Origin of the sequence: Sphingomonas sp. Ag1, assembly GCF_000980895.1 — a bacterium.
GTDB lineage: Bacteria > Pseudomonadota > Alphaproteobacteria > Sphingomonadales > Sphingomonadaceae > Sphingomonas > Sphingomonas panaciterrae.
In genome coordinates this window covers 52,558-75,582 of the sequence record NZ_LAZX01000086.1, presented here as the reverse complement: position 1 = coordinate 75,582, position 23,025 = coordinate 52,558, and the positions used below count along the sequence as shown (strand labels likewise).

Annotated in this window: 25 protein-coding genes; 14 read left to right on the top strand and 11 right to left on the bottom strand. The window is 67.3% G+C overall.

Features of this window, described 5'->3' with window-relative positions:
- Positions 1-37: 37 nt before the first annotated feature.
- On the bottom strand, positions 38-1,444 hold the full coding sequence (locus XM50_RS06615; RefSeq protein ID WP_082102811.1) for an MATE family efflux transporter: 1,407 nt from the start codon (positions 1,442-1,444) through the stop codon (positions 38-40).
- 73 nt (positions 1,445-1,517) lie between these two features.
- Positions 1,518-3,017 (bottom strand): M23 family metallopeptidase, encoded by a 1,500-nt coding sequence (locus XM50_RS06610; RefSeq protein ID WP_231621882.1) that lies wholly within the window; start codon positions 3,015-3,017, stop codon positions 1,518-1,520.
- Positions 3,018-3,185: 168 nt separating this feature from the next.
- Here XM50_RS06610 and XM50_RS06605 point away from each other — a divergent pair, with 168 nt between their 5' ends.
- From XM50_RS06605 to XM50_RS06580, 6 genes are all read left to right on the top strand, one after another.
- A complete protein-coding gene (locus XM50_RS06605; protein ID WP_046408469.1) occupies positions 3,186-5,648 on the top strand; it encodes a helicase-related protein in 2,463 nt (820 codons plus the stop codon).
- Between the two features lie 22 nt (positions 5,649-5,670).
- Positions 5,671-5,958, top strand: a complete 288-nt coding sequence (locus tag XM50_RS06600) for an RNA-binding S4 domain-containing protein (protein WP_046408406.1) — start codon at positions 5,671-5,673, stop codon at positions 5,956-5,958.
- A 66-nt stretch (positions 5,959-6,024) separates the two neighbouring features.
- On the top strand, positions 6,025-6,366 hold the full coding sequence (gene fdxA / locus XM50_RS06595) for a ferredoxin FdxA (RefSeq protein ID WP_046408405.1): 342 nt from the start codon (positions 6,025-6,027) through the stop codon (positions 6,364-6,366).
- A gap of 308 nt (positions 6,367-6,674) precedes the next feature.
- Complete coding sequence (locus XM50_RS06590) at positions 6,675-7,208, top strand: CarD family transcriptional regulator (protein WP_046408403.1); 534 nt, start codon at positions 6,675-6,677, stop codon at positions 7,206-7,208.
- A 239-nt stretch (positions 7,209-7,447) separates the two neighbouring features.
- Entirely contained in the window at positions 7,448-8,176 is a 729-nt protein-coding gene (locus XM50_RS06585) for a head GIN domain-containing protein (protein WP_046408401.1), read from the top strand.
- A 39-nt stretch (positions 8,177-8,215) separates the two neighbouring features.
- Positions 8,216-8,923 carry a head GIN domain-containing protein gene (locus XM50_RS06580; RefSeq protein ID WP_046408399.1) on the top strand — a complete coding sequence of 236 codons (708 nt, stop codon included), beginning with the start codon at positions 8,216-8,218 and terminating at the stop codon, positions 8,921-8,923.
- A gap of 147 nt (positions 8,924-9,070) precedes the next feature.
- On the opposite strand, the gene rpmG is transcribed toward XM50_RS06580, so the two are convergent.
- Positions 9,071-9,238 (bottom strand): 50S ribosomal protein L33, encoded by a 168-nt coding sequence (gene rpmG / locus XM50_RS06575; RefSeq protein WP_007407030.1) that lies wholly within the window; start codon positions 9,236-9,238, stop codon positions 9,071-9,073.
- Between the two features lie 241 nt (positions 9,239-9,479).
- On the opposite strand from rpmG, the gene XM50_RS06570 reads away from it, so the two are divergent.
- From XM50_RS06570 to XM50_RS06560, 3 genes are all read left to right on the top strand, one after another.
- Positions 9,480-10,034 (top strand): TMEM165/GDT1 family protein, encoded by a 555-nt coding sequence (locus tag XM50_RS06570; RefSeq protein WP_231621881.1) that lies wholly within the window; start codon positions 9,480-9,482, stop codon positions 10,032-10,034.
- Positions 10,035-10,127: 93 nt separating this feature from the next.
- Positions 10,128-10,631, top strand: coding sequence for a Dps family protein (locus tag XM50_RS06565; protein ID WP_046408467.1), 504 nt, complete (start codon positions 10,128-10,130; stop codon positions 10,629-10,631).
- A 6-nt stretch (positions 10,632-10,637) separates the two neighbouring features.
- On the top strand, positions 10,638-10,823 hold the full coding sequence (locus tag XM50_RS06560) for a DUF1328 family protein (protein WP_046408396.1): 186 nt from the start codon (positions 10,638-10,640) through the stop codon (positions 10,821-10,823).
- A 62-nt stretch (positions 10,824-10,885) separates the two neighbouring features.
- Here the strand turns inward: XM50_RS06560 and map are convergent, their stop codons facing one another.
- The 3 genes from map to XM50_RS06545 are packed head-to-tail and all read right to left on the bottom strand — an operon-like array spanning position 10,886 to position 12,785.
- Positions 10,886-11,662, bottom strand: a complete 777-nt coding sequence (gene map, locus XM50_RS06555; protein ID WP_046408466.1) for a type I methionyl aminopeptidase — start codon at positions 11,660-11,662, stop codon at positions 10,886-10,888.
- A 24-nt stretch (positions 11,663-11,686) separates the two neighbouring features.
- Positions 11,687-11,893, bottom strand: coding sequence for a ParD-like family protein (locus tag XM50_RS06550; protein WP_046408394.1), 207 nt, complete (start codon positions 11,891-11,893; stop codon positions 11,687-11,689).
- Between the two features lie 52 nt (positions 11,894-11,945).
- The gene (locus XM50_RS06545) at positions 11,946-12,785 is read right to left on the bottom strand and encodes a metallophosphoesterase (protein WP_046408392.1); all 840 of its coding nucleotides are present in this window, start codon (positions 12,783-12,785) and stop codon (positions 11,946-11,948) included.
- 76 nt (positions 12,786-12,861) lie between these two features.
- On the opposite strand from XM50_RS06545, the gene XM50_RS06540 reads away from it, so the two are divergent.
- Both XM50_RS06540 and XM50_RS06535 read left to right on the top strand, forming a co-directional pair.
- The gene (locus XM50_RS06540; RefSeq protein WP_046408391.1) at positions 12,862-14,481 is read left to right on the top strand and encodes a cisplatin damage response ATP-dependent DNA ligase; all 1,620 of its coding nucleotides are present in this window, start codon (positions 12,862-12,864) and stop codon (positions 14,479-14,481) included.
- Positions 14,482-14,549: 68 nt separating this feature from the next.
- On the top strand, positions 14,550-15,383 hold the full coding sequence (locus XM50_RS06535; protein ID WP_046408389.1) for a DMT family transporter: 834 nt from the start codon (positions 14,550-14,552) through the stop codon (positions 15,381-15,383).
- A 6-nt stretch (positions 15,384-15,389) separates the two neighbouring features.
- Here XM50_RS06535 and XM50_RS06530 read toward each other — a convergent pair whose 3' ends face one another.
- Positions 15,390-15,980 carry an SOS response-associated peptidase family protein gene (locus XM50_RS06530; RefSeq protein WP_046408388.1) on the bottom strand — a complete coding sequence of 197 codons (591 nt, stop codon included), beginning with the start codon at positions 15,978-15,980 and terminating at the stop codon, positions 15,390-15,392.
- Positions 15,981-16,055: 75 nt separating this feature from the next.
- On the bottom strand, positions 16,056-17,645 hold the full coding sequence (locus tag XM50_RS06525; protein WP_046408386.1) for a lysine--tRNA ligase: 1,590 nt from the start codon (positions 17,643-17,645) through the stop codon (positions 16,056-16,058).
- Between the two features lie 51 nt (positions 17,646-17,696).
- On the opposite strand from XM50_RS06525, the gene XM50_RS06520 reads away from it, so the two are divergent.
- Both XM50_RS06520 and XM50_RS06515 read left to right on the top strand, forming a co-directional pair.
- Complete coding sequence (locus XM50_RS06520) at positions 17,697-18,218, top strand: sterol desaturase family protein (RefSeq protein ID WP_046408385.1); 522 nt, start codon at positions 17,697-17,699, stop codon at positions 18,216-18,218.
- A 23-nt stretch (positions 18,219-18,241) separates the two neighbouring features.
- Positions 18,242-18,568, top strand: a complete 327-nt coding sequence (locus XM50_RS06515; protein WP_046408383.1) for a pilus assembly protein PilZ — start codon at positions 18,242-18,244, stop codon at positions 18,566-18,568.
- 55 nt (positions 18,569-18,623) lie between these two features.
- On the opposite strand, the gene tldD is transcribed toward XM50_RS06515, so the two are convergent.
- Together tldD and XM50_RS06505 are read right to left on the bottom strand one after the other, a co-directional pair.
- Positions 18,624-20,048, bottom strand: coding sequence for a metalloprotease TldD (tldD, locus tag XM50_RS06510; RefSeq protein WP_443024640.1), 1,425 nt, complete (start codon positions 20,046-20,048; stop codon positions 18,624-18,626).
- A 554-nt stretch (positions 20,049-20,602) separates the two neighbouring features.
- Positions 20,603-20,833: a zinc-finger domain-containing protein gene (locus XM50_RS06505; RefSeq protein ID WP_046408381.1), complete on the bottom strand. Its 231-nt coding sequence runs from the start codon at positions 20,831-20,833 to the stop codon at positions 20,603-20,605.
- Between the two features lie 82 nt (positions 20,834-20,915).
- Here XM50_RS06505 and XM50_RS06500 point away from each other — a divergent pair, with 82 nt between their 5' ends.
- Positions 20,916-21,833, top strand: coding sequence for an ABC transporter ATP-binding protein (locus tag XM50_RS06500; protein ID WP_046408380.1), 918 nt, complete (start codon positions 20,916-20,918; stop codon positions 21,831-21,833).
- A gap of 28 nt (positions 21,834-21,861) precedes the next feature.
- On the opposite strand, the gene XM50_RS06495 is transcribed toward XM50_RS06500, so the two are convergent.
- Complete coding sequence (locus XM50_RS06495; RefSeq protein WP_046408378.1) at positions 21,862-22,800, bottom strand: DUF808 domain-containing protein; 939 nt, start codon at positions 22,798-22,800, stop codon at positions 21,862-21,864.
- Positions 22,801-23,025 lie beyond the last annotated feature (225 nt).

Genomic DNA, 23,025 nt, shown 5'->3' with positions numbered 1-23,025 from the left:
GTCAACGGGGCCGATCACAATTTTTTGGAACTATCCGTCAGACCGTGCGTGGCAGCAGGCCAAGGCGTGCGCGGGCGTGCCAGCGCCACATCAGGAGGATCGAAACGACGAGCAACCCGACGGCCAGGCCGAGCCACACGCCGACGCCCGCCAGGCCGAAGTAGAAGCCCAGCAGCCCTGAGGTGCCGAAGCCGATCACCCAATAGCCGAACAGCGCGATGATCATCGGCACGCGCGTATCCTGCAGCCCGCGCAGCACGCCGGCGGCCACGGCCTGCGCGCCGTCGACCAGCTGGAACATGGCGGCCACCGCCAGGAACTTCACCGCCAGCGCGACCACCGCCGCGTTCTGCGGCGCGTCGACGTCGATATAGGCGCTGACGAACAGCCGGGGGGTGAGCCAGATTGCCGCCGCGGTAAGGCCCATGAAGCCGATGCCAAGAATGAGCGCGACGCGGCCGGCACGCGCGATCCATGCGGCGTCTGCCGCGCCATAGGCCATGCCGACGCGAATGGTCGCGGCCTGCGCGATGCCGAACGGTACCTGGAACGCGATCGCGGCGATGTTCAGCGCGACCGCATGGGCCGCGACGGAATCGACGCCGATCAGGCCCATCAGGATCGCCGCCCCGCCGAACAGCGCGCCTTCAAAGGTCCAGGTCAGCATGATCGGTACGCCAAGGCGGACGATCTCGCGGAAGCGCGACCATTCGGTGACCCACCAGCGACCGAACAGGCGATAGCGCCGCAGCCGCGGGTCGAAGAAAAGGATGGCGACATAGGCCAGCGCCATCGCGACAAGGCTGATGACGCTGGCCCAGGCAGATCCTTCGAGGCCAAGCGCCGGCGCGCCGAGGTTGCCGAACAGCAGCATCCAATTGGCCAGGATGCTGACGCCAAGCGCCAGTCCGGTGACCACAAAGGCCCAGCCGGGCCGGCCGAGCGCGGCGGCAGCGGTGCGCATCACGCCAGCGGCGACGCCCGCGGGAATGGCCAGCAGGATGATGTCGAGGAAGCTGCCGGCGCGACGCGACACCTCTGGATCCTGGCCGAACAGCAGCAGCACTGTTTCACCATGGGCGAGGAGGATGATGACGGGCACGCAGCCGGCGGCACCGACCCAGAACGCCATGCGGACGCTGCGCCGCACCTCACGCACCGCGTGGCGGCGACGGCCGAGTTCGGCCGCGATCAGGGGCGCGGCGGCGCTGGTCAGGCCGATCAGCGCGTACATGCACAGGTTGAAGAGAAAGACGCCGAGGGTGGCGGCGGCGAGATCAAGGGTGCCGAGACGTGCGACGAAGATCACGTCGACCGCGCTGACCGCCATCTGCAGAAGGTTCGCGCCGACCAGCGGCCCGGCAAGCCGGACCAGCGCCGACATTTCCGCACGATCGCTGGCGGGGCGAGTCTCGGTCAGCGGAGGATTGGCGGCGATCTCCATGATGATCGCGCGTTAGGCCGCTTTTCGGTCAAGTGAAAGGCGGCGGGCGGCAGTGCAGGTCAGCGATAATCAATTAGTTTACGATGGGTGCCGACAGGAGTTGTGCGGTCTTCTTCTTGAAGGCGCGCAGCTTTTCACCCGACAGCGTGGCGACGCTGGAGAGTGAAATGGAACGCGGATTGACGTTCTTGCCGTTCTTCCACACTTCCCAATGAAGGTGCGGGCCGGTCGACATGCCGGTCGACCCGACATAGCCGATGATCTGGCCGCGCGACACTTGCTGGCCTGCGCGCACGGCAAAGCGGCTGAGGTGGCCATAGCCGCTCGAGATGCCGCTGGAGTGATCCAGCTTGATGAAATTGCCGTAGCCGCGATTGCGCGCCGCCATGACCACGCGGCCTGCGACGGGGGCATAGATCGGCGTGCCGTGCGGGGCGGCAAGGTCAAGGCCCTTGTGCATCCGCAGGAAGCCCAGCAGCGGGTGGCGCCGCATCCCGAAAGTGGAGGAGATCCGGCCGGAGACCGGCATGCCCATGAAGCCCTGACGCTTCACCTGGCCGCTGGCGTCCCAGAATTGCCCGCCATTGCCGTCGCCATCTTCCCAGCGGACGAGCTGAAGCTTCTTTCGCCCCTGATCGAGGCCGGCATATTGCAGCTGGCCGACCTGGACCTCGCCCGTCGCCGCGCGGGCGTGATCGGCAATGATGTCGAACGTGGCGCTGGCGGGAATCGCGCCGACCGAGGTGCGCGCGGCGATCGCCTTGATATATGCCTCGACCAGCTTGGCCGGGGCGCCGGCGGCGCGCGCCGAGCGGTAGAGGCTGGAGCCGACCTGGCCCTTGATGCGCAGCGGCGTGTTGTCGATCGCGATCGGATGCCGCTCCAGCGTCAGCCCCTCTGCCTGGCGATGCAGCTCGAGGTTGAGATCGAAGCGGGCGCGGAAGGCGAGCTTTTCCAGTGGGCGCGCGGTGCGGCGGTCGTGGCGGCGGCCGAGCGTCAGGTCCAGAACGGTGCCGGGCTTCAGATCCTTCAGCCCGACCTCGCTGGCGACCAGTGCTGCGGCGCGGGCGGCATCGGCGCGGCCGACCCCGGCGCGCTGCAACGCCGCGCCGAAGCTGTCGCCGTTGCTGATCGACGCCGATAGCTCGATCGTTGGACGCTCGGGCGTTTCCGACAGGGGGCGAACGAGATCGTTGGCGGCCATGCGTCGCCCGCTGGAGGCGCCGAGGCCGAGCGGGGCGATCGACAGCGTGCGTGCCTCTTCGCGCTCCGCGCCGATCATCTGGCTGGTGATGGTGCCCGGCACGGGGCGGATGCCCGGCGCCGACAGCAGCGCGGCGGCGATGAGGCTGCCGCAGGTGGCCAGCCCGCGCCACCATTCCCGGCTGCCGATGCGCGCGCCAAGGTCAGGTGCCCAGTCGGTCTGATGCAGCGTGTGACGAATGCGGTCCGGCCAGGGGATCGTGCGCACGGGCGCGGTCGCACGTCCGAAGCGACGGGCGCCTGCGGCGCCGGCCAATTCCAGTCCAGGCTGCTCACGCAAGAACACGAGGAGAAAGGCGCCCCCAAGCACATGATGTCGCCGACCACCCCCGGCGCAGGCCAAGGCGTTGTGGGGGCAAGGTCCTAAAGTCAAATTAACCCGGGATCAGGCGAGTCGCTGCTGCGCCGGCCCGTTCCCTGAACGCGACGAAACGGAATGGTTGATTCAGAGGTGCTTGCGCCCGATGTTGCCGGGACCATGTCCTCCCACGACAACCTCCGCGTCACAGCGGTTCTCGGGCCGACGAACACCGGCAAGACACACCTCGCGGTCGAGCGGATGGTGGCGCATTCCAGCGGCATGATCGGTTTCCCGCTGCGGTTGCTGGCGAGCGAGGTGTATGACCGCGTCGTCGCGATGAAGGGGCCGGAGCGCGTCGCGCTGATCACCGGGGAGGAGCGGATCGTCCCCAAGGACGCGCGCTGGTTCCTGTGCACGGCCGAGAGCATGCCGGTCGACCGCGACGTCGCGTTTGTGGCGGTGGACGAGGCGCAGCTGGGGGCGGACGCGGAGCGCGGGCATGTGTTCACCGACCGGCTGCTTCATGCCCGCGGACGCGAGGAGACGATGATCCTGGGATCGGCGGCGCTGAAGCCGGTGGTCCGGTCGCTGATTCCGCGCGCCGAAATCGTCGAGCGGCCGCGCTTTTCCGACCTTTCCTATGCTGGCGCGAAGAAGATCAGCCGGCTGCCGCGCCGCTCCGCGATCGTCGCGTTCAGCGCCGAGGAAGTCTATGCCGTCGCGGAAATGCTGCGGCGGCTGCGTGGCGGGGCGGCAGTGGTGATGGGGGCGCTGTCCCCGCGCACCCGCAACGCGCAGGTGGCGATGTTCCAGGCCGGCGAGGTCGATTACCTGGTTGCGACCGACGCCATCGGCATGGGGCTGAACATGGATGTCGCGCATGTCGCCTTCGCCGGGCTGCACAAGTTCGACGGAAAGCGGCGGCGGCGGCTGACGGTGGCGGAGATGGCGCAGATCGCGGGGCGCGCCGGGCGGCACCAGCGGGACGGCACCTTTGGCGCGGTGACCGAGGAGGGGCCGGACGCGTTCCTGCCCGAGGAAGTGCTGGCGATCGAGGAGCATCGCTTCCCCGCGCTCGACTGGCTGTACTGGCGCAACGGTCGCCCCGACCTTCGCAGCGTGGACGATTTGCTGGCCTCGCTGTCGGAGCCGCCGGATCACGAGCGGCTGCGTGCGGCCCCGGAGGCGGTCGACCTGGCCGTTCTGCGGAGACTTTCGGCCGACCCCAAAATCCGGGCGCAGGCGCGCGGGCAGGTGGAGCGGCTGTGGGCGGTGTGTGGCATCCCGGATTTCCAGAAGCTGGGTGTCGAGCCGCATGCCCGTTTCGTGACGCGGATCTTCGATCACCTGTCGACCGGCTATCTGCCGCACCAATGGTTTGCCGATGAGGTTGCGCGGCTCGACCGGGTCGATGGTGACGTCGAGACGATCGCCGGGCGCGTCTCCGCGATCCGCACCTGGGCCTATATCGCGCAGCGCAAGGGCTGGCTGGCCGACCCTGACCATTGGGCGGCGCGGACGAGCGCCGTGGAGGAGCGGCTGTCGGACGCGCTGCATGCCAGCCTGACGCAGCGCTTCGTCGACAAGCGGACCAGCGTGCTGCTGAAGCAGATCGGCGCAGGTGCCGGCGCGTTGCCGATCGAAATCGGGGCCGAGGGCGAGGTGACGATCGACACCCATTCGATCGGCCGCCTCGACGGTTTCCGCTTCGTCGTCGCGCCCGAGGCGCGGGCGGCGGACAAGAGGTTGTTGCTGTCGACGGCGGAGAAGCAGCTTTCCAAGGAGCGCGATGCGCGTGGGGCGGCGCTGATCGGTGCTCCGGACGACGCCTTTGCGTTGGGCCCCAAGGGCACGATCAGCTGGCAGGGGCATGAGGTCGCGCGGCTGGCGCGCGGGCGATCGCTCGCCCGCCCGGCGATCGTGCTGGACGAGGCGCTGAACTGCCTTGCCGCGCCGCTGCGCAAGGCGGCGTCGGCCCGCGTCCAGCGATGGGTGGAGGATGCGATTGCCGCGCATCTGCCGGTGATCGCGCGCCTGGCCGAAATGGCGGGTGATGCGGCCGCGACAGGCGCGCTGCGCAGCGTGGCGCGGGCGATCGAGACCGGCGCCGGCATCACCCAGCGCCTGCCGATCCGCCCGGCGGTGGAGGCGCTTACCCCGGATGAGCGGCAGCGGCTGCGCAAGGCGGGCGTGACGATCGGCGCGCTGGACCTGTTCGACCCGCGAATGATGAAGCCGCGCGCGCTTCCCTGGCGCGCCGCGCTGCTTCACGCCGCGGGGCAGCCGCTGACGGGCACCCCGCCGGGCGGGGCGACCGTGCTGATGCGGGGCGCGCCCGGCGCGGTTCTGTCGACCGGTTTCCGCCCATTGGGAAAGCAGGCGGTGCGCATCGACCTGGTCGAGCGGATCGCGAGGTCGGCGCATGAAGGGCGCAAGGGGAGGGGCGCGTTCACGCCCGACCCGGCGCTCGCCACGTCGATGGGGTTGGAGCCCGCAACCATCGCGCGGCTGCTGACCGAATTGGGCTTTCGTGCACTGTCCGAGGGGCGCTGGACATGGCGTGGCCGACCGCCGGCCCGCGCGGTTCGCCCGCGCAGCGACAATGCATTTGCCGTGCTGTCGGACCTGAACCTTGGCTAACCCGCCGGGTGGCGAGGCCACGATGCGGCTGGACCGTTATCTGTGGTTCGTCCGCCTGGCGAAGACGCGGGAGATCGCGCAGGACATGGCGGCGCAGGGGCGGCTGCGCATCGACGGCCGCGTCATCGACCGGGCGCATGCCCCGGTGCGGGTCGGCAATGTGCTGACATTCGTGAAGGCAGGCAGCGTTCGCGTCTTGCAGATCGAGGCTTTGCCCTTACGTCGCGGGCCAGCAGCAGAGGCGCAGGCCTGTTACCGCGAGCTGGGTGTAAAGATCGAGAACGCACCGCCCAAGTGCGACGACGATTGACGCTGGCCGACAGCGCGCATAGCAGCGGCGCCCGATCTGCTGATCGATGGAGGAGTTGAACCGGCCATGACCTATGTCGTCACCGACGCATGCATCCGTTGCAAGTACATGGATTGCGTGGAGGTGTGTCCGGTCGATTGCTTCTATGAGGGCGAGAACATGCTCGTCATCAATCCGAGCGAATGCATCGATTGCGGCGTGTGCGAGCCGGAATGCCCGGCGGAAGCGATCCTGCCCGATACCGAGAGCGGGCTTGAGCAATGGCTCGAGCTGAACGCGACCTTCTCCGCGCAATGGCCCAATGTCACGCGCAAGGAAGACCAGACGCCGCCGGATGCCGACGAGTTCAAGGGTGCCGAGGGCAAGTACGACAAGTATTTCTCGCCCGAGCCTGGCGCGGGCGACTGATCCCCGATGGCCGATCTGGTCGCCTGACGGCGGCCGCGGCCGTGAGCGACAGCCTAGGTGAAATCCCGGATATCGCCGCGGCCCGTTCCTCGTCGATCGTGGGATGGCGGCGAAATGCCAGCCATGCTGCCCGATCGACGCTGGTAATATTGTTGCAACGCTGCTATATGAGTCCGTGACGGGCGCATTGTTTTCGCGCGTCCGCTGGAGTCGCTAACCCTTCACGTCAATGGTGCACGGGCTCAGACGGGCGGTTGTCCGCACAAAGCTCTGCCTCGGCGTGATTCAACCCGGAGGATCCGGATCCTATGGCTGCCAAGGCGCTGCATTTCGATGTCGGTGATTATGTCGTTTATCCCAAGCATGGCGTGGGCCGCGTAATCGAGCTGCAGAAACAAGAAATTGCCGGCATGCAGCTCGAGCTCTACGTGCTGCGCTTCGAGAAGGAAAAGATGACGCTGCGCGTTCCGACCAACAAGGCGGAAAGCGTGGGGATGCGGAAGCTGTCGTCGGACAAGACGATGCGCGAGGCGATGGAGACGCTGAAGGGCAAGCCCAAGGTCAAGCGCACCATGTGGTCGCGCCGCGCCCAGGAATATGAAGCGAAGATCAACTCGGGCGACCTGGTGTCGATCGCCGAAGTGGTCCGCGACCTGTTCCGTGCCGACGATCAGCCCGAGCAGAGCTATTCCGAGCGGCAGATCTTCGAAGGTGCGTGCAGCCGTCTGGCGCGCGAACTGGCCGCGATGGAGCAGATCGACGAGCCGGCGGCGCAGGAGAAGATCCTCGAGATCCTCCGCGATGCCGCCGCGATCTACAACAAGGACAAGGTTCCGGCCTGATCCAGCCAGACCGACCGCGCTTGCGGCCGGTTTTCGAAAAGGGCGGTCTTCCCGACGGAAGGCCGCCCTTTTCGCATGTGAAACGACCGTTGCGTTCGTTCCTGCCTGGTGTATTATCTAGCAAATACACCGGGCAGGCTGATATGATGCAATCTGATCTACTTTTTTCGTCGAACCGAGTTGATCACAGCAATGAGGCGTCGGAATCTAAGCGCAATCGTTCGCGCGGGCGATCGATCATGCGCTGGCTGGTGATCGGCGCGCTGATCCCGACCGCTGCCTGTGGTGGCACGTTGTCGGGCGACGACGACACGCCGGGGGTGCGCGGGCAGGGTGATGGATCCAGCCGCACCTATGCCGTGACGGATTTCACGCAGATCGATCAGCGCGGGCCTGACGATGTCGACGTCCGGGTCGGGGCCGGCTTTTCGGTGCACGCGGAGGGTGATCCCGACGCGCTGGAGCGTCTGAAGATCGTCCGCGAGGGTGACCGGCTGCGGATCTCCCGAAAGACGACGGGCGGCATCGGCTGGAGCTCCGGGTCGGCGAAGGTCTTTGTCACCATGCCGCGGATCGAGGCCGCGCGGCTCGCCGGGGCGGGCGACGTGGCGATCGACCGCGTCGACGGCGCCGCCTTTACTGGCGACATTGCCGGGGCGGGGTCGCTGGGCCTGAACCGCGTGACGGTGGACGCGCTGAAGCTGTCGATCGCCGGGTCGGGCACGGTCACCGCCGCGGGGCAGGCGCAGGAAATCGACGTGTCGATCGCCGGTGCGGGCGACGTCGACGGCAAGGATCTGCGCGGATCGCGGGCATCGGTGAAGATCGCCGGGACGGGCAATGTCCAGGCGCTGATCGATGGCGAAGCCAGTGTGTCGATCATGGGCACGGGCGATGTCGATCTGGGGCCCAAGGCGCGCTGCAAGGTGAGCAAGATGGGTACGGGTGACGTGCGCTGCGGCGGATGAGCGCTTGCAGCCAGCGGTGAGTTGGTGCCACCTCATCGCATGAGAACAGGCGCGCTCGCTCTTCCGCTGTTGCTGGCCCCCTTACCCGCCCTGGCCGCGGAGCGGGTGTTTTCGGTCGGCAGTTTCGAGCGGGTGCGGGTCGACGGGCCGTTCGAGGTGCGGATCGAGGCCGGCGCGTCGCCCGGCGCCACGGCCAGCGGCGAGCGCCAGCTGATCGAGCGGATCGCCGTGGCGGTGAATGGCGGGACCCTGTCGGTACGGCTGGGTACTGGCGGATGGGGCGAGACGTTTCGCGCTGACAATGCCGCGCCCCCCGTCATTGTGCTGCGCACGCCGCGGCTGAATTCGCTGGCGGTGAGTGCCGGCGCGAATGTCACGGTCAACCGCATGGCGGGGCAGCGCGTGGAGCTGTCACTCGCCGGGTCTGGCAGGGTCGAGGCCGCGCGTGTGGACGCGGATCAGCTGGCCGCGTCGCTGGTCGGCGCCGGGACGATCACCGCCGGCGGGCAGGCGAACCGGACGCGGCTGATCACCGATGGTCCGGGGACGATCGACGCCTCCGGGCTGCTCACGAAGGACCTGACCGTTCTGCTGACCGGGCCGGGGGAAACACGCGCACGCGCGCGCTATACCGCATCGGTGACGAATACCGGGCTGGGGAAGGTCACCGTCGCGGGTGACGCCACCTGCACCGTACGCTCCGCTGGAGGTGGTCCGGTGAGCTGTGGCAAGCCGGCCGCGAAATAGGTGCGGCTGCTGGAAAGGCCCTGCTGTGACAGGGCCTGGGCGGTCCCCGCAAGCGGGGTACCATCCGGCGGCGCCCATCAATCGGGCGTGCCGCCGGCCAATCGATCGATTGACGTCATGCCCACCGGGAGCATGACGAATCGCGACTTACTTGATCTTCGCTTCCTTGAACTCGACGTGCTTGCGCACGACGGGATCGTACTTGTTGAAGCTGAGCTTCTCGGTCTTGGTCCGCGGATTCTTCTTGGTGACGTAGAAGAAGCCGGTATCGGCCGAGCTGACGAGCTTGATCTTGACGGTGGTCGGCTTGGCCATGACCCGCGAATCCTGTTCTGTAGCAAACAAAAAAGGAGCGGCGAGCGTGGGCGCGCCGCTTCCAACGGTCGGCGCAATGGCCGATGGGGCGGGCGAAGTCAAGCAGCGGCGTGGCTTAACGCCCTCTTGAGCCCCTATCTGCCACGGTGAATGCGACCATGGAATGGCCCGCCGGCATGCACCACAAGGCGCGCGTGGCGAATCGGACGGCAGACGGGGGACGACGAACGTGGATGCGCTGATGGCCGCGCTGGTCCTGGGCGCGATCTGCCAGGCGGGGGACAAGACGCCGTGGCTGGCGGCGATCCTGGCCGACCGTTTCCGATCGCCCGCGCTGGTGATTGCCGCCGCCGCGGTGGCGCTGGCCGGCAATTATGCGCTGGGGGTTGTCGCGGCATCGTGGATCGCGCCGCTGCTGACGCCGGAGGCACGCCAGTTGCTGCTCGCGCTGGCGCTGGTGCTGGCGGGGCTGAGCACGACGCTGCGATCGCGCACGCCCGACCGGCTGAGCGGCTGGCGGCTGGGGGCGGTGGCGACCAGCGTGCTGGGGCTGGCGATCATGATCGTGGGTGACCGGATGCAGTTCATCGTGCTGGGGCTGGCGGCGCGGAGCGAGCTGCCGTGGCTGGCGGCGGTCGGTGGCACGCTGGGCGCGCTTTCGGTGGTGGCGCCAGCGGCGGTGATCGGCGAGCGGCGCTGGCTGGCGCTGCCGCAGCCCGCGATCCGCATCGCCTCGGCGTCCGTGCTCGTCGTGACGGGGGTGATCGCCGGGCTGAATGCGGTGCGGCTGCTGTAGCGCACACGGCTGTCCGGGATTTCACGGGGAGGGATAGATTCGGCGATCAGGCCGTTGTCGCAACGAAATCCCAGCTTTGTGGAGGTATGTACCGTGGCCGACATCGCGCCTGACCTGAAAACCCCCTCCGACCTGCCGCGCAACGACACGCGCACGGTGGCGGACGCGCTCAATTCGTCGCTGGCAGATTGCTATGCGCTGTACCTGAAGACCAAGAATTTCCACTGGCATGTGTCGGGGCCGCATTTCCGCGACTATCACCTGATGCTCGACGACCAGGCGGCCCAGATCCTGGGCGTCACTGACGCGATCGCTGAGCGCGTGCGCAAGACGGGCAACGTCACGCTGCGCTCGATCGGCGACATTTCGCGCCGCCAGACAATTTCCGACAATGATCGCGATTTCGTGCCGGCGGACGAGATGCTGGCCGAGCTGCGCGACGACAATCTGAAGCTGGTCGAGAGCTTCCGCGCCGTCAAGGAAGCGGCAGAGGAAGCGAAGGACAATGCCACCAGCGGCATCGTCGACGAATGGACCGATCAGGCCGAGGAGCGCGCCTGGTTCCTGTTCGAGGCCAGCCGCAAGGGTCGGGGATAAGCCGCGATGCTGAAATGGGCGCTGATCTTCCTTGTCGCGGGCCTCGTGCTCGGCGCGTTGGGCTTTGGCGGGATCGGCGGCGCCTTCGTCGGCATCGCCAAGGTGCTGTTCTTCATCGCGATTGCGATCTTCGTCGTGCTGCTGGTGCTGGCGCTGATGACCGGCAGGGCCATCAAGGACGCGATCGACTAGGCTGATGCGCGTCGGTGCGGGGCGGAAGATTCCTCCTGCGCCGGCGCGTACGGCCCGTTGCTTTAGTTCTTCCCGAGCGACGGTTGTTCGTCGCTGCGCAGGGTCAGGATCTCGACCCCGTTTTCCGTAACCGAGACCGTGTGTTCGAACTGTGCCGACAGCTTGCCGTCGGCCGTCACGACGGTCCATTCGTCGTCCAGCGTCGCGACCTTGCGGCTGCCCTGATTGATCATCGGTTCGACGGTGAACACCATGCCGGGTCGCATGCGGGTGCCCGTGCCGGGGCGGCCGTAGTTCAGCACCTGCGGCTCCTCATGCATTTCCCGCCCGATGCCGTGGCCGCAATAGTCGCGCACGACCGAATAGCCGTTCTTCTTGGCATGGCGTTCGATCGCAAAGCCGATGTCGCCGATGTGCGCATCGGGCCGTACCTGCCGGATACCCTGCCACATCGCCTCCTGCGCGACACGCACCAGCCGGCGCGCCTGGGGAGAGACGGTGCCGACCATATAGGTCTTGCTGGAATCGGCGATGAAGCCGTTCTTTTCCAGCGTGATGTCGAGGTTGATGATGTCGCCGTCGCGGATGATCTCGTCAGCGCTCGGCACGCCGTGGCAGACGACTTCGTTGCGCGAGCAGTTCAGCACATAGCCATAGCCATATTGCCCCTTGCTGGCGGGACGCGCGGCGAGATCGACGGTGATGAAATGTTCGACGAGATCGTTGACCGCGAGCGTCGACATGCCGGCGAGATCCTGGCGATCAAGCATTTCGAACACGCTGGCGAGCAGCCGGCCGGAGATGCGCATCAGCGCCAGTTCGTCCGGAGTCTTGATCAGGCCATTCTTCGTCATGGGAGGCTTTCAGGCGACCGAGAGGCGCGGGAGGTCGGCGGGAACGGCCGCGAGCTGCGTCCGGATGATCTCGTTGAACGACATCGTGGGATTGGTTTCAGCCAACATGCCGATCTTCATCCAGAATTCCGCCTGGGCATTGATCGAGCGGCACATCACGGCGCTGGCGCGGCGGACATCCTCGTGCAGGGCGTCGTCGATCTTCACAATTCCCATGCCGGCCGCTCCAAAGTGATGAGTCGTGCGTATATGAACCGTATATGAATCGTCAATCCGCGCCGAGCCGAAGCAGCCACACGTCCGGCGGGGCGCGGTAGCGGAGCGGCAGTAGGCTGGTGCCGAGCCCGGCGCTGGTGACGACGGTGCGCGCGCCCTCGCGGATGATGCCGCAGCGGTAGCGATCGCCGAAGCGCGAGGGGACCCACAGCGCGCCGACGAGCGGCAGCACGACCTGGCCGCAATGGGTGTGCCCGGCGAGCAGCAGCGATATGTCCGCCGGCATGTCCGGCGCGATATCGGGCGAATGCGTGACGAGCAGCCGTGGGCCGGAGAGGCGGGCGAGCGCGCGCAGCGTCACCGGCAGATCGTCGTTGCCGCTATAGGCGTCGCCCACCACGCCGATCGCCAGCGGGCCGCGCTGCGTGGCGGCATTGTCGAGCACCGCGATGTTTGCCGCGGCAAGCGCGGCGGCGATCCTGGCGGGATCGCTGTCATGATCGTGGTTGCCCAGCACTGCGATCGTGCCGAGCGGCGCGCGCAGCCCGCGCAGCGCCTGGGTCAGAACGGGCGCATTGTCGCGCGCGGTCTCAGCGTCATGCCCGTCGATGAAGTCGCCGGCGAGGACGATCAGGTCGGGGGCGGCGGCGTTGATCTGCGCCACGATGCGGGCGAGGCGGTCGCCGTCCATCGCGCCGCCGCCGATGTGGATATCGCTGGCGAGGGCAATGGTGAGCGGCGGGTGGCCGGCGGGCCAGCCCGACAGCGCGATCGAGCCGGGGCGGATCACCGGATCGCGATGCGCCTCCTGCCAGCCGAGGACGGCCAGCACGCCGCCGGCTGCGACGAGGAGGAGAAGGAGCGCGACGATGATGGGATGCCTGCGGATCATGCCGGTGTCGCTAGCGCCAGTGCGCCGCCGAGGCCATCGCCGGAGCGGTTCGCCGATGCCGTGCGTTGGAGCGGCCATGCACGCCTTTGCGCAGCTTCTCGATTCGCTCATCTACACCCGGTCGCGCACGGCAAAGCTGAGGCTGATCGGCGATTATCTGAAGACCACGCCCGATCCCGACCGGGGCTGGGCGATGGCCGCGCTGACCGGCGACCTCGACATCCCGGGGGTCAAGCCGGCGGTGATCCGCGCGCTGATCGAGGAGCGGGTCGATCCGGTGCTGTACCGGATGAGCCGCGATTATGTCGGCGATTCGGCGGAGACGGTGGCGCTGCTGTGGCCGACGCCGGAGACGCCGATGGCGGCTGAAGCGCTGTCGGTCGGCGCGGTGGTCGAACGGTTGCTGACGCTGCCGCGCGGGCAGGCACCGGCGGCGCTGGCGCAGATGCTGGACCAGCTGAACGCCGAGGAGCGTTTCGCGCTGCTGAAGATGGCGACGGGCGCGCTTCGCGTCGGGGTGTCAGCGCGGCTGGCCAAGCAGGCGCTGGCCGATGCCTTCGCGATCGACGTCGATGCGGTCGAGGAGGTGTGGCACGGGATCGACCCGCCCTACGAAAGCCTGTTCGCCTGGGCCGAGGGACGCGGCGCGCAGCCGACGCCGGCCAATGTGCCGGTGTTTCGCCCGTTCATGCTGGCGCACCCGCTGGAAGACCTGCGCGTCGACCTTTCCGATTATGCCGCGGAGTGGAAATGGGACGGCATCCGGGTCCAGATCGTCCATGTCGCAGGCGATACGCGGCTGTACAGCCGCACCGGCGATGACGTGACCCGCGCCTTTCCCGATGTCGCCAGCGCCTTTGCCGAGGCGGGCGCGGTGGACGGCGAATTGCTGGTGAAGGGCGAGGCGCAGGGGATCGCACTGGGCGCCGCACTGGGCGGCAAGGGTGATGAGGAAGGCGGCGGGGCGGCGAGCTTCAACGCGTTGCAGCAGCGGCTGGGGCGCAAGGTCGTCTCCGCCAAGATGCTGGAGGAAGCGCCGGCGTTCGTGCGGCTGTACGATATCCTGCTCGACGGGGAGGAGGATCTGCGCGCGCTGCCCTGGCACGAGCGGCGCGGGCGGCTGGAGGATTTCGCCAGCCGGCTGAACCCGGAGCGGTTCGATGTTTCCGCGTTGATCGAGGCGGAGGATTTCACCGCGCTGGAGGGCATCCGCGCCGGCGCGCGCGATGCGGCGATCGAGGGCGTGATGCTGAAGCGGCGCGATTCGCCCTATGTCACCGGGCGGCGCGTGGGCCTGTGGTACAAATGGAAGCGCGATCCGCTGACCGCCGATTGCGTGATGATGTATGCGCAGCGCGGCAATGGGCGGCGATCGTCCTTCTACAGCGACTATACCTTTGGCTGCTGGACCGAGGATGGCGAGCTGCTGCCGGTGGGCAAGGCCTATTCCGGGATCACCGACGAGGAACTGAAGCAGCTCGACAAGTTCGTGCGCAACAACACGCTCAACCGCTTCGGCCCGGTGCGCGAGGTGGAAAAGACGCTGGTGCTGGAGGTAGCGTTCGACTCGATCCACGTATCAAAACGGCACAAATCGGGCGTCGCGATGCGCTTCCCCCGTATCGCGCGGATCAGGACCGACAAGCCGGCGGCGGAGGCGGATACACTTGCGGGATTGCGGCGGCTGGTGACATGAGCGGCTGACCGACACGCAGCAGCGCGCGGGGCGGGGGATGAGATAAGCGCGGCGGAGAATGTGGCCCGATGTCGCCGATGCTGCTCGCCTCGCTGATGATGATCGCCTCGGGATCGATCCATGCGCTGGTCAACGGGATCGTGAAGGGTGGGCGCGACAAGGCGGCGGCGCGGGCGCTGACCGACGGGTCGGGCGCAATCATCATGCTGCCGGTGCTGCCGTTCGTGACGCCGCCCGATGGCGCCTGGGGCTGGCTGGCGGCGAGTGCGCTGGTGCACGGCGTGTACCTGTATGCGCTGATCCGCGCCTATGAGCGAACCGACTTTTCCACCGCTTATCCGGTGCTGCGCGGGACGGCGCCGGTGCTGACCGCGATCGTGACGATCGGCCTGCTGGGGGAGCCGGCGAGTGCGGGGGACCTGATTGGCATTGCGCTGATCGCGGGGGCGATGTTCCTGCTGGTGATCGGGCGGCATCTGGATCGCACGTCGCTTGGCTGGTCGCTGCTCACGGGCGCGATGATCGCGACCTATACGGTGATCGATGCCTGGGGCGTGCGCGCGGCGCCGACCACGATGGGCTATATCGCCTGGCTGTTCGTGATGATGGGCGCGGTGACGCCGGTGATGTTCGGGGTGGCGACGCGGGGCCGGGTGTTCCGCTCGGCCAGTAGCCAGTGGCGGCCGGGGGCGATCGCCGGGGCGCTGTCGATCGTCACTTATGGGCTGGCGCTGACCGCCTTTGCGCTGGGGCCGACCGCGCCGCTCGCCGCGCTGCGTGAGACGGGGATGGTGACGGCAATGGGAATCGCGATCTTCGCGCTGGGCGAGCGGGTGTCGTGGCAGCGCGGGGTGGCGGTAGGCATGATCCTGGCCGGGGCGGCGACGATCCTGGCGACGTAACGCGAATTATCGCGCGGGCGTTACGGTGAGGCTGCCGGCGGGGAGTGGCCGGCACAGATCGGCGGAGGGGACGGAAGGGTCGAGCCATGCCGCCCAGGCGTCGCGGCCGAGCACCACGACCTGGCGCGAATGATACGGGGCGACGTCGGGGCCGGGCTCGCAGGTGAGCATGGTGAAGGCCTCACCGACGCTTGCGTCCTTGCGGCACAGGCCGGCGATGCAGAACCAGTCGTGGCCCGCGAGGCGAAAGGCCCATTTGTCCTTGCGCTTCGCCTTGGGATCGGCGGGCTTGGTGAATTCGAAGAAGCTGTCGACCGGGATCAGGCAGCGGCCGGAGCGCAGATCGCGGCCGTCGGAGCGGAAATTGTACACCGGGCGACCGCCGGTGCCGGGCCAGCTCCAGCGGCGGGTGACGCATTCCGCCTCGTCCGCGCGGCCGTTGACGCCGCGGATGATGATCGTCGGATCGGTGATGCGGAAGCTGTCGAGCGGCGCCATGTTGGGCACACCTTCGGGGAAGACGAGCGGGATTCGCGTCTCGCCCCAGTCGTTGCGCAATTCGCCGATGGCGATGCGGCGGGCGGCCTCGTTGCACATGGTCGTGAGGGTAGCGGATCGGCGCCGCCGGCGCCAACCTCCCGCTATGTGGGAGATTGGCGCCGGCTGCCGGTATCACTTGGCCGCGGCGAGCGCCTCGGCGATCAGGCGGCGGGTGTTGGCGACACCGTAGAGCTTGATGAAGCTGCCCATGCGCGGGCCTTGGCTGGAGCCGAGCAGCGTTTCGTACAGCGCCTTGAACCAATCGCGCAGCTCGGCGAAGCCGCCGGTCTTGCCGATTTCATAGACGGCGTTCTGAATATCCTCGGCCGAGGCATCCTCGCCCAGCGTGGCGAGATCGGCATCGAGCCGCTCGAGTGCGGCCACCTCGACGCCCTCGGGCGCGCGGCGCTTCAGCGTGGGGGCGATGAAGTCGCGGTGATAGGCGAGGGCATAGCCGATCATCCGATCGAGTTCGGGATGCGCGGCGGCGTTCGCATCGGCGAGGTAATTGCCGAGATAGCCCCAGACCTGCTCCTTGGTGGCGCCTTCGCCCATCACGCCGACGAGGTTGAGCAGCAGCCCGAAGGTGACCGGGAGCGTTGCCGCCGGCACGTTGCCGGTGTGGACGTGGTGGACCGGGTTGCCGTGCTTCTCCTTCCAGCCCTGCGCCGGATAATTGGCGCGGAACTGCCAGTAATCGTCCACCGCGCGCGGGATCAGGCCGAGGTGAAGCGACTTCGCCTTCTTGGGTTCGCGATAGATGTAGAAGGCGAGGCTTTCGTCAGGGCCGTAGGTCAGCCATTCCTCGATCGAGAGGCCATTACCCTTCGACTTGGAGATCTTCTCCCCCTTGGCGTCGAGGAACAGCTCGTAGATCAGCCCCTCCGGCTTACGGCCGCCGAGGATCTGCGCGATCTTGCCGCCGAGGATGCCGGAATCGATCAGATCCTTGCCGTACATCTCGTAATCGACGCCGAGCGCGGCCCAGCGCATGCCCCAGTCGGGCTTCCACTGAAGCTTCGCCTTGCCGCCGAGGATCGACTGTTCGACGACCTTGCCTTCATCCTCGAAGCGGATGATTCCGGCTTCGGCATCGACCACCTCAACCGGGACCTGGAGCACGATGCCGGACGTGGGGCTGATCGGCAGGACGGGGGAATAGGTCGCCTGCCGCTCGGCACGCAGCGTCGGCAGCATGACGGCCATGATCTTGTCATAGTTGCGCAGGACGTCGCGCAGCTTCTCGTCGAAGCGGCCGGAGGTGTAATAGTCGGTCGACGAGACGAATTCGTAATCGAAGCCGAAGCGATCGAGGAAGTCGCGCAGCATGGCGTTGTTGTGCGCGGCGAAGCTGTCGAACTTGCCGAAGGGATCGGGGACGCGCGACAGCGGCTTGCCGAGGTTCGCCTCCAGCAATTCCTTGTTGGGCACATTGTCCGGCACCTTGCGCAGGCCGTCCATGTCGTCGCTGAACGCCACCAGCCGGGTCGGGCGGCCGGTCATTTCCTCATAGGCGCGGCGGACCATGGTGGTGCGCAGCACTTCCTGAAACGTGCCGATGTGCGGCAGGCCCGACGGGCCGTAGCCGGTTTCGAACAGCATCGGTTGCCCGTTCGGCTTGCCTTCGGGCCAGCGCTTCAGAAGCTTTCGCGCTTCCTCATAGGGCCAGGCCTTGGACTCGAGCGCTGCGGCGCGCCGTTCGGGATCGTATGCGTCTGTCATAACGCGGTGCGACGTAGCGACGCGGGCGCGCGATGGCTATATGGGCAACGCATGTCGATCTGGTCCGGCCTTCTCCTGTTCTTCCTCACCGTTGCCGGGATGGAGGTTTTCGCCTATGTCATGCACCGCTGGGTGATGCATGGGCCGGGCTGGTTCCTGCACGAAAGCCACCATCGGCCGCGCACCGGACGGTTCGAATTGAACGACCTGTACGGTGCGATCTTCGCCATCCCCTCGATCGTGCTGATCTATGGCGGCGTGCAGGGCGGCTGGTGGGAAGGCTATGCCTGGATCGGCGCGGGGATCGCTGCCTATGGCGCGATCTATTTCGGGTTCCACGACATCATCGTTCATGAGCGGGTGCGCACGCGCTACCTGCCCAAATCCAGCTACATGAAGCGGATCGTGCAGGCGCACCGGCTGCACCATGTGGTGAACACCAAGGAAGGCACGGTCAGCTTCGGCTTCCTCGTGGCGCCCAAGCCGGAGGATCTGAAAGCCGAGCTTAAGCGGCGCGGGCGGGCGGGGGTGCGTGCCCCGGCCGGTGCGGATCGGACGTTTGCCGAAAAGTAACCTTCGCAGGGGATAAGGGCGCCATGGACCACGCCATCCCACTTCCCGGCCCGGGTGAGGGCGATGAGAATCGCGGCGCGCTGCGCAAGGCGGTGAAGATGCGCGCGCATCTGCGTGATCGCGGCACGACCCGATTCGAGATCGAGGTGGTCGACCTGTCCACCACCGGTTTCCGCGCGCAGACCAGCTTCACGCTGTGGCCGGGCACGACCGTGTGGCTGACGCTGCCGGGGCTGGCCGGGCTGGAGGCGGTGGTCGCGTGGCGCGACAAATATCGCTACGGCTGCGCCTTCACCAAGCCGCTGCACCCGGCGGTGTTCGATCACATCGTGGCGCTGAGCAACAGCTAGGCCCGACCCCCGCCATCGCGCGCGGGCGCCATGGCGGTTATCGTGCGCGAACGCGTCAGGCGGCGGTGCCGCCGACAGTCAGGCCGCCCACCAGCAACGTCGGCTGACCAACGCCGGCCGGCACGCTCTGCCCGCCCTTGCCGCACATGCCGATCCCTTCGTCGAGCGCGAAATCGTTGCCGACGCCAAGCACCTTCGTCAGCACGGTCGGGCCATCGCCGATCAGCGTCGCGCCTTTGATGGGGGCGCCGATCTTGCCGTTCTCCACCTTATAAGCCTCGGTGCAGGAGAAGACGAACTTGCCCGAGACGATGTCGACCTGACCGCCGCCGAACGACTTGGCATAGATGCCGTTCTTCACGCGGGAGAGCAGCTCGGCCGGATCGTCGTTGCCGCCCTTCATGAAGGTGTTGGTCATGCGCGGCATGGGGGCGTGCGCGAAGCTTTCGCGGCGGCCGTTGCCGGTCGCCTCCACGCCCATCAGGCGCGCGTTGAGGCGATCCTGCATGTAACCTTTCAGGAAGCCGTCCTCGATCAGGATCGTCTCGCGAGTCGGCGTGCCTTCGTCGTCGATCGTCAGCGAGCCGCGGCGATCGCGGATCGAGCCATCGTCGACCACGGTGACGCCGCGCGCCGCGACCTGTTCGCCGATGCGGCCCGAGAAGGCGCTGGTGCCCTTGCGGTTGAAATCGCCCTCAAGCCCGTGGCCGATCGCCTCGTGCAGGAGGATGCCGGGCCAGCCGGGGCCGAACAGCACGGTGAACTCGCCCGCCGGAGCCGCAACCGATTCAAGGTTCACCAGCGCCTGCGCCAATGCCTCGTCAATCGCCCGGTTCCAGGTCGCCGGATCGAGCAGCGAATCGTAGAGATAGCGCCCGCCGATCCCGAAGGTGCCGGTTTCGCGGCGGCCGTTCTGCTCCACGACGATCGAGACGTTGAGGCGGACGAGCGGGCGAACGTCATTAGCGACGAAGCCGTCGGGGCGGACGATTTCCACCACGCTCCACGTGCCTGACAGGCCGACCGATACCTGCGCGACTCGCGGATCGCGCGCACGGGCGGCGGCGTCGATCGTCTGGCACAGGTTCACCTTGTCGGCGAAGGGGACGAGATCGAGCGGATCGCCATCGGTGTAGAGCCGCTGATTGGTGCCGGTGGGCGGCGGCGCCTTCGCGCTGGTCGAGGGATCGATCAGCTGCATCGTTTCCGCCGCGCGCTTGATCGCTGCCTCGGACAGTTCGCTGGCGTGGGCGAAGGCCGTCATCTCACCCGAGACGGCGCGCAGGCCGAAGCCGGAATGGGTGTCGTAGCTGGCGGTCTTGAGCCGGCCATCGTCGAAGCCGAACGCCTCCGACTTGCGATATTGCAGGAACAGCTCCCCGTCGTCGGCGCGCGAGAGAGCGCCCGCGGTGAGCGACAGCGCGGCCTCCGGATCCAGCGAGTCGCGGTACAGGAACGAGCGGGGATCGATAGCGGTCATGATGGGAATGTAGGGCGCGGGGGGCGTCGCGGAAAGGCTGTGGATAAAGTTGTGGGCAAAGCTGTGGGGGCGGCCGGAACAAGCTGCGGACAATCTGTGGGCGAGCTGTGGATAAGTTGTGAGCAGGTTGTGGACAGGCCGTGGGAAGGGTGTGGGCAGCGTGTGGATTAGCTGTGGACTGGCTGTGGATAACATTGGCGTGCGTTAGCAATCCTCAGCGGGGTGACGAGCTGGGGTTGCGTTGGCGAGGTATGGCTGGAGGCGCGCGTGGCCCAAGGTGACGCAACGGCGCTGTTCGGCGGCTGCGCTGACTTGCCGGATCGAGGAAGGGGTGGCGTCAGCCCGGTAGGACTCGCGTCAAGGCGCTGGCGTGATGGCCGGGAGGCGCGTGTCGGCGCTCACGCCCGGTGGTGCGGCGCCAATGGGCTGTTCGTTCCGCTGATCTGACGCAGCCGCAAGTGCCGCGGCTGCGTACCGGTGGTGGGATGTTCAGGCGCCCGAGGGGGCGGTGACGCGATCGAGCAGGTTTGCGTGCTGTCGCGTCAGGAGGCGACTTAGCGCCCGGCGCCGTCGCCGTGGTCGGGAAGGGTGGCCGGGTCGACGCCATCGGCCGGGCCGCCGATCAGCACGAAGCGGCGATCGCAATAGCCGCAGTCGACATAGCCGAGTTCCGAGATTTCCAGCCACACGCGCGGGTGGCCCAGCGCGGCGGGGATCCCGTCATGCGCGCCGTCACAGGCGACGCGGTGGTGCGAAACTCGGCTGATCTGGGGCGGCGGCAACATGGCGCCCGCGTTAGCAAGGCCGCGCCGCGCTAGCAATCACCTGCCTAGCATTCGCGTGCGGGCGGGCGTAACGATCGCCGCCATGACCGACGCTGCCATCGCCATACGGGATCTTTGCAAGACCTATCAGGGGGGGAAGCGCGCGCTCGACGGGGTCAGTTTCGACGTGCCGCAGGGCACGATCTTTGGCCTGCTGGGGCCAAATGGCGCGGGCAAATCGACGCTGATCAACATTCTGGCCGGGCTGGTGAACAGGACCAGCGGCACGGCATCGATCTGGGGCTTCGACATCGATGCGCAGCCGCGCAACGCCAAGGCGTCGATCGGGATCGTGAACCAGGAGATCCTGTTCGATCCGTTCTTCACGCCGCTCGAGACGCTGGAGATCCAGGCCGGGCTGTACGGCATCCCGAAGCGGGAGCGGCGATCGATGGAATTGCTGCGCGCGGTGCATCTGGAGGACAAGGCCAAGGCTTATGCCCGCACCCTGTCGGGGGGCATGAAGCGGCGGCTGATGGTGGCCAAGGCCATGGTCCATTCGCCGCCGGTGCTGGTGCTCGACGAGCCGACCGCTGGCGTCGATATCGAGCTGCGCCAGCAATTATGGGCCTATGTGCGCGAATTGAACGCCGGTGGCGTGACGGTGGTGCTGACGACCCATTACCTCGAGGAAGCCGAGGAATTGTGCGATCGGATCGCGATCATCAACCATGGCCAGGTCGTCGCCAACGAGCCGACCCGCCAGTTGCTGAGCCGTGCGCAGGAGAAGGTGGTCGAGGTGACGGTGGAGCGCGACGTGACGGCGGTGCCCAGCGCGCCCTGTTTCGAGAAGATCGTGCTCAAGGGCGAGCGAACGCTGGAGATCACCTATTCCAAGGACCGGGTGAACGCTGGTGAGGTGCTGGCGGCGGTTCAGGGTGCGGGATTCGGCATCGTCGATGTGTCGACGCGCGAAGCTGATCTGGAGGACGTGTTCCTGAGCCTGACCCGCGCGGCCTGACCGATCGGGTCGCGGTCCGCCAGCGCTATCAGTGCTTGGCGGCCTTCCTGGGCAGGAGGTGAAGCACGCCGGCGACGATCGCGCCGACGATGATGCCGAACACCGCCGAGAGGGCGGCGTTGACGATCCAGGAGGCGACGCCCCCGGCACCGGGAACGGCGTGGCGCGCGGCTTCGGCGGCGTGCTCGATCCAGCCGGGGATCGGCGCCAGGTGAAATTCGTGCAGGCCGTGGACGATGATCTGGCCGCCGACCCACAGCATCGCCGCCGTGCCGATGATGCCGAGCCATTTCAGGACAACGGGCATCGCCGAGACCAGCCCCCGGCCGATCGCGCGCGTGCCGCTGCCCTCCCGCTCTGCCAATGCGAGGCCGATGTCGTCCATCTTCACGATCAGCGCGACGACGCCATAGACGCCGACGGTGATGGCGAGGCCGACGAGCGCAAGCGCGATCGCCTGGTTGACGATCGTCTGATCGGCCAGTTCAGACAGGGCGATGGCCATGATCTCACCGGAGAGGATGAGGTCGGTGCGGATGGCGCCCGACACCTGACGATCCTCCAGCTGTTTGGGATCGGTCACCGCGACGGCTTCGTCGCCATGGTGCGCGCCGGTCAGCGCCTCGATCACCTTTTCCGCGCCCTCGAAGCACAGGAAGGTGCCGCCCGCCATCAGGATCGGGGTGATTGCCCAAGGCGCGAAGGCCGACAGCAGGAGTGCCGCGGGCAGGAGCAGGATCAGCTTGTTGCGGATGGAGCCCAGCGCGATCTTCCAGATGATCGGCAGTTCGCGCGCGGGGCTGAGCCCGGTGACGTAGCGCGGGGTGACCGCGGTGTCGTCGATGACGACGCCCACGGCCTTGGTCCCAGCCTTTGCCGAGGCGCCGGCGACGTCGTCCAGGCTGGCGGCGGCGAGCTTCGCCAGCGCCGCAATGTCATCAAGCAACGCAACCAGGCCACCAGCCATCTGATCTGATCCTTCAAACCCTGCCCGCCGCTATTGGGCAATGCGCAGTGCGGCAAGTGCCGGCAAACGCGGCGCACAAGAAAAAAGGCCGACCCCCGGAGGGATCGGCCATGAAAGTTTTTAGGAGAGGATGCCTGAAAGGCCTGATGCTTGTGCACTGCAGCATGATTCGCCGCAAGTGCAAAGTTGCATGTAACCGGTTGCATAAATTGCATCGCAACCCGT

Coding starts and splice junctions, on each gene's coding strand:
- XM50_RS06615 (WP_082102811.1), bottom strand. CDS start 1,444: ATGGAGATCGCCGCCAATCCTCCGCTGACCGAGACTCGCCCCGCCAGC.
- XM50_RS06505 (WP_046408381.1), bottom strand. CDS start 20,833: ATGTTGCCGCCGCCCCAGATCAGCCGAGTTTCGCACCACCGCGTCGCC.
- XM50_RS06550 (WP_046408394.1), bottom strand. CDS start 11,893: ATGGGAATTGTGAAGATCGACGACGCCCTGCACGAGGATGTCCGCCGC.
- XM50_RS06530 (WP_046408388.1), bottom strand. CDS start 15,980: ATGTGCAACGAGGCCGCCCGCCGCATCGCCATCGGCGAATTGCGCAAC.
- XM50_RS06585 (WP_046408401.1), top strand. CDS start 7,448: ATGCGCTGGCTGGTGATCGGCGCGCTGATCCCGACCGCTGCCTGTGGT.
- XM50_RS06540 (WP_046408391.1), top strand. CDS start 12,862: ATGCACGCCTTTGCGCAGCTTCTCGATTCGCTCATCTACACCCGGTCG.
- XM50_RS06545 (WP_046408392.1), bottom strand. CDS start 12,785: ATGATCCGCAGGCATCCCATCATCGTCGCGCTCCTTCTCCTCCTCGTC.
- fdxA (WP_046408405.1), top strand. CDS start 6,025: ATGACCTATGTCGTCACCGACGCATGCATCCGTTGCAAGTACATGGAT.
- XM50_RS06560 (WP_046408396.1), top strand. CDS start 10,638: ATGCTGAAATGGGCGCTGATCTTCCTTGTCGCGGGCCTCGTGCTCGGC.
- tldD (WP_443024640.1), bottom strand. CDS start 20,048: ATGACCGCTATCGATCCCCGCTCGTTCCTGTACCGCGACTCGCTGGAT.
- XM50_RS06590 (WP_046408403.1), top strand. CDS start 6,675: ATGGCTGCCAAGGCGCTGCATTTCGATGTCGGTGATTATGTCGTTTAT.
- XM50_RS06570 (WP_231621881.1), top strand. CDS start 9,480: ATGGCCGCGCTGGTCCTGGGCGCGATCTGCCAGGCGGGGGACAAGACG.
- XM50_RS06520 (WP_046408385.1), top strand. CDS start 17,697: ATGTCGATCTGGTCCGGCCTTCTCCTGTTCTTCCTCACCGTTGCCGGG.
- XM50_RS06515 (WP_046408383.1), top strand. CDS start 18,242: ATGGACCACGCCATCCCACTTCCCGGCCCGGGTGAGGGCGATGAGAAT.
- XM50_RS06580 (WP_046408399.1), top strand. CDS start 8,216: ATGAGAACAGGCGCGCTCGCTCTTCCGCTGTTGCTGGCCCCCTTACCC.
- rpmG (WP_007407030.1), bottom strand. CDS start 9,238: ATGGCCAAGCCGACCACCGTCAAGATCAAGCTCGTCAGCTCGGCCGAT.
- XM50_RS06600 (WP_046408406.1), top strand. CDS start 5,671: ATGCGGCTGGACCGTTATCTGTGGTTCGTCCGCCTGGCGAAGACGCGG.
- XM50_RS06495 (WP_046408378.1), bottom strand. CDS start 22,800: ATGGCTGGTGGCCTGGTTGCGTTGCTTGATGACATTGCGGCGCTGGCG.
- XM50_RS06500 (WP_046408380.1), top strand. CDS start 20,916: ATGACCGACGCTGCCATCGCCATACGGGATCTTTGCAAGACCTATCAG.
- XM50_RS06605 (WP_046408469.1), top strand. CDS start 3,186: ATGTCCTCCCACGACAACCTCCGCGTCACAGCGGTTCTCGGGCCGACG.
- XM50_RS06535 (WP_046408389.1), top strand. CDS start 14,550: ATGTCGCCGATGCTGCTCGCCTCGCTGATGATGATCGCCTCGGGATCG.
- XM50_RS06525 (WP_046408386.1), bottom strand. CDS start 17,645: ATGACAGACGCATACGATCCCGAACGGCGCGCCGCAGCGCTCGAGTCC.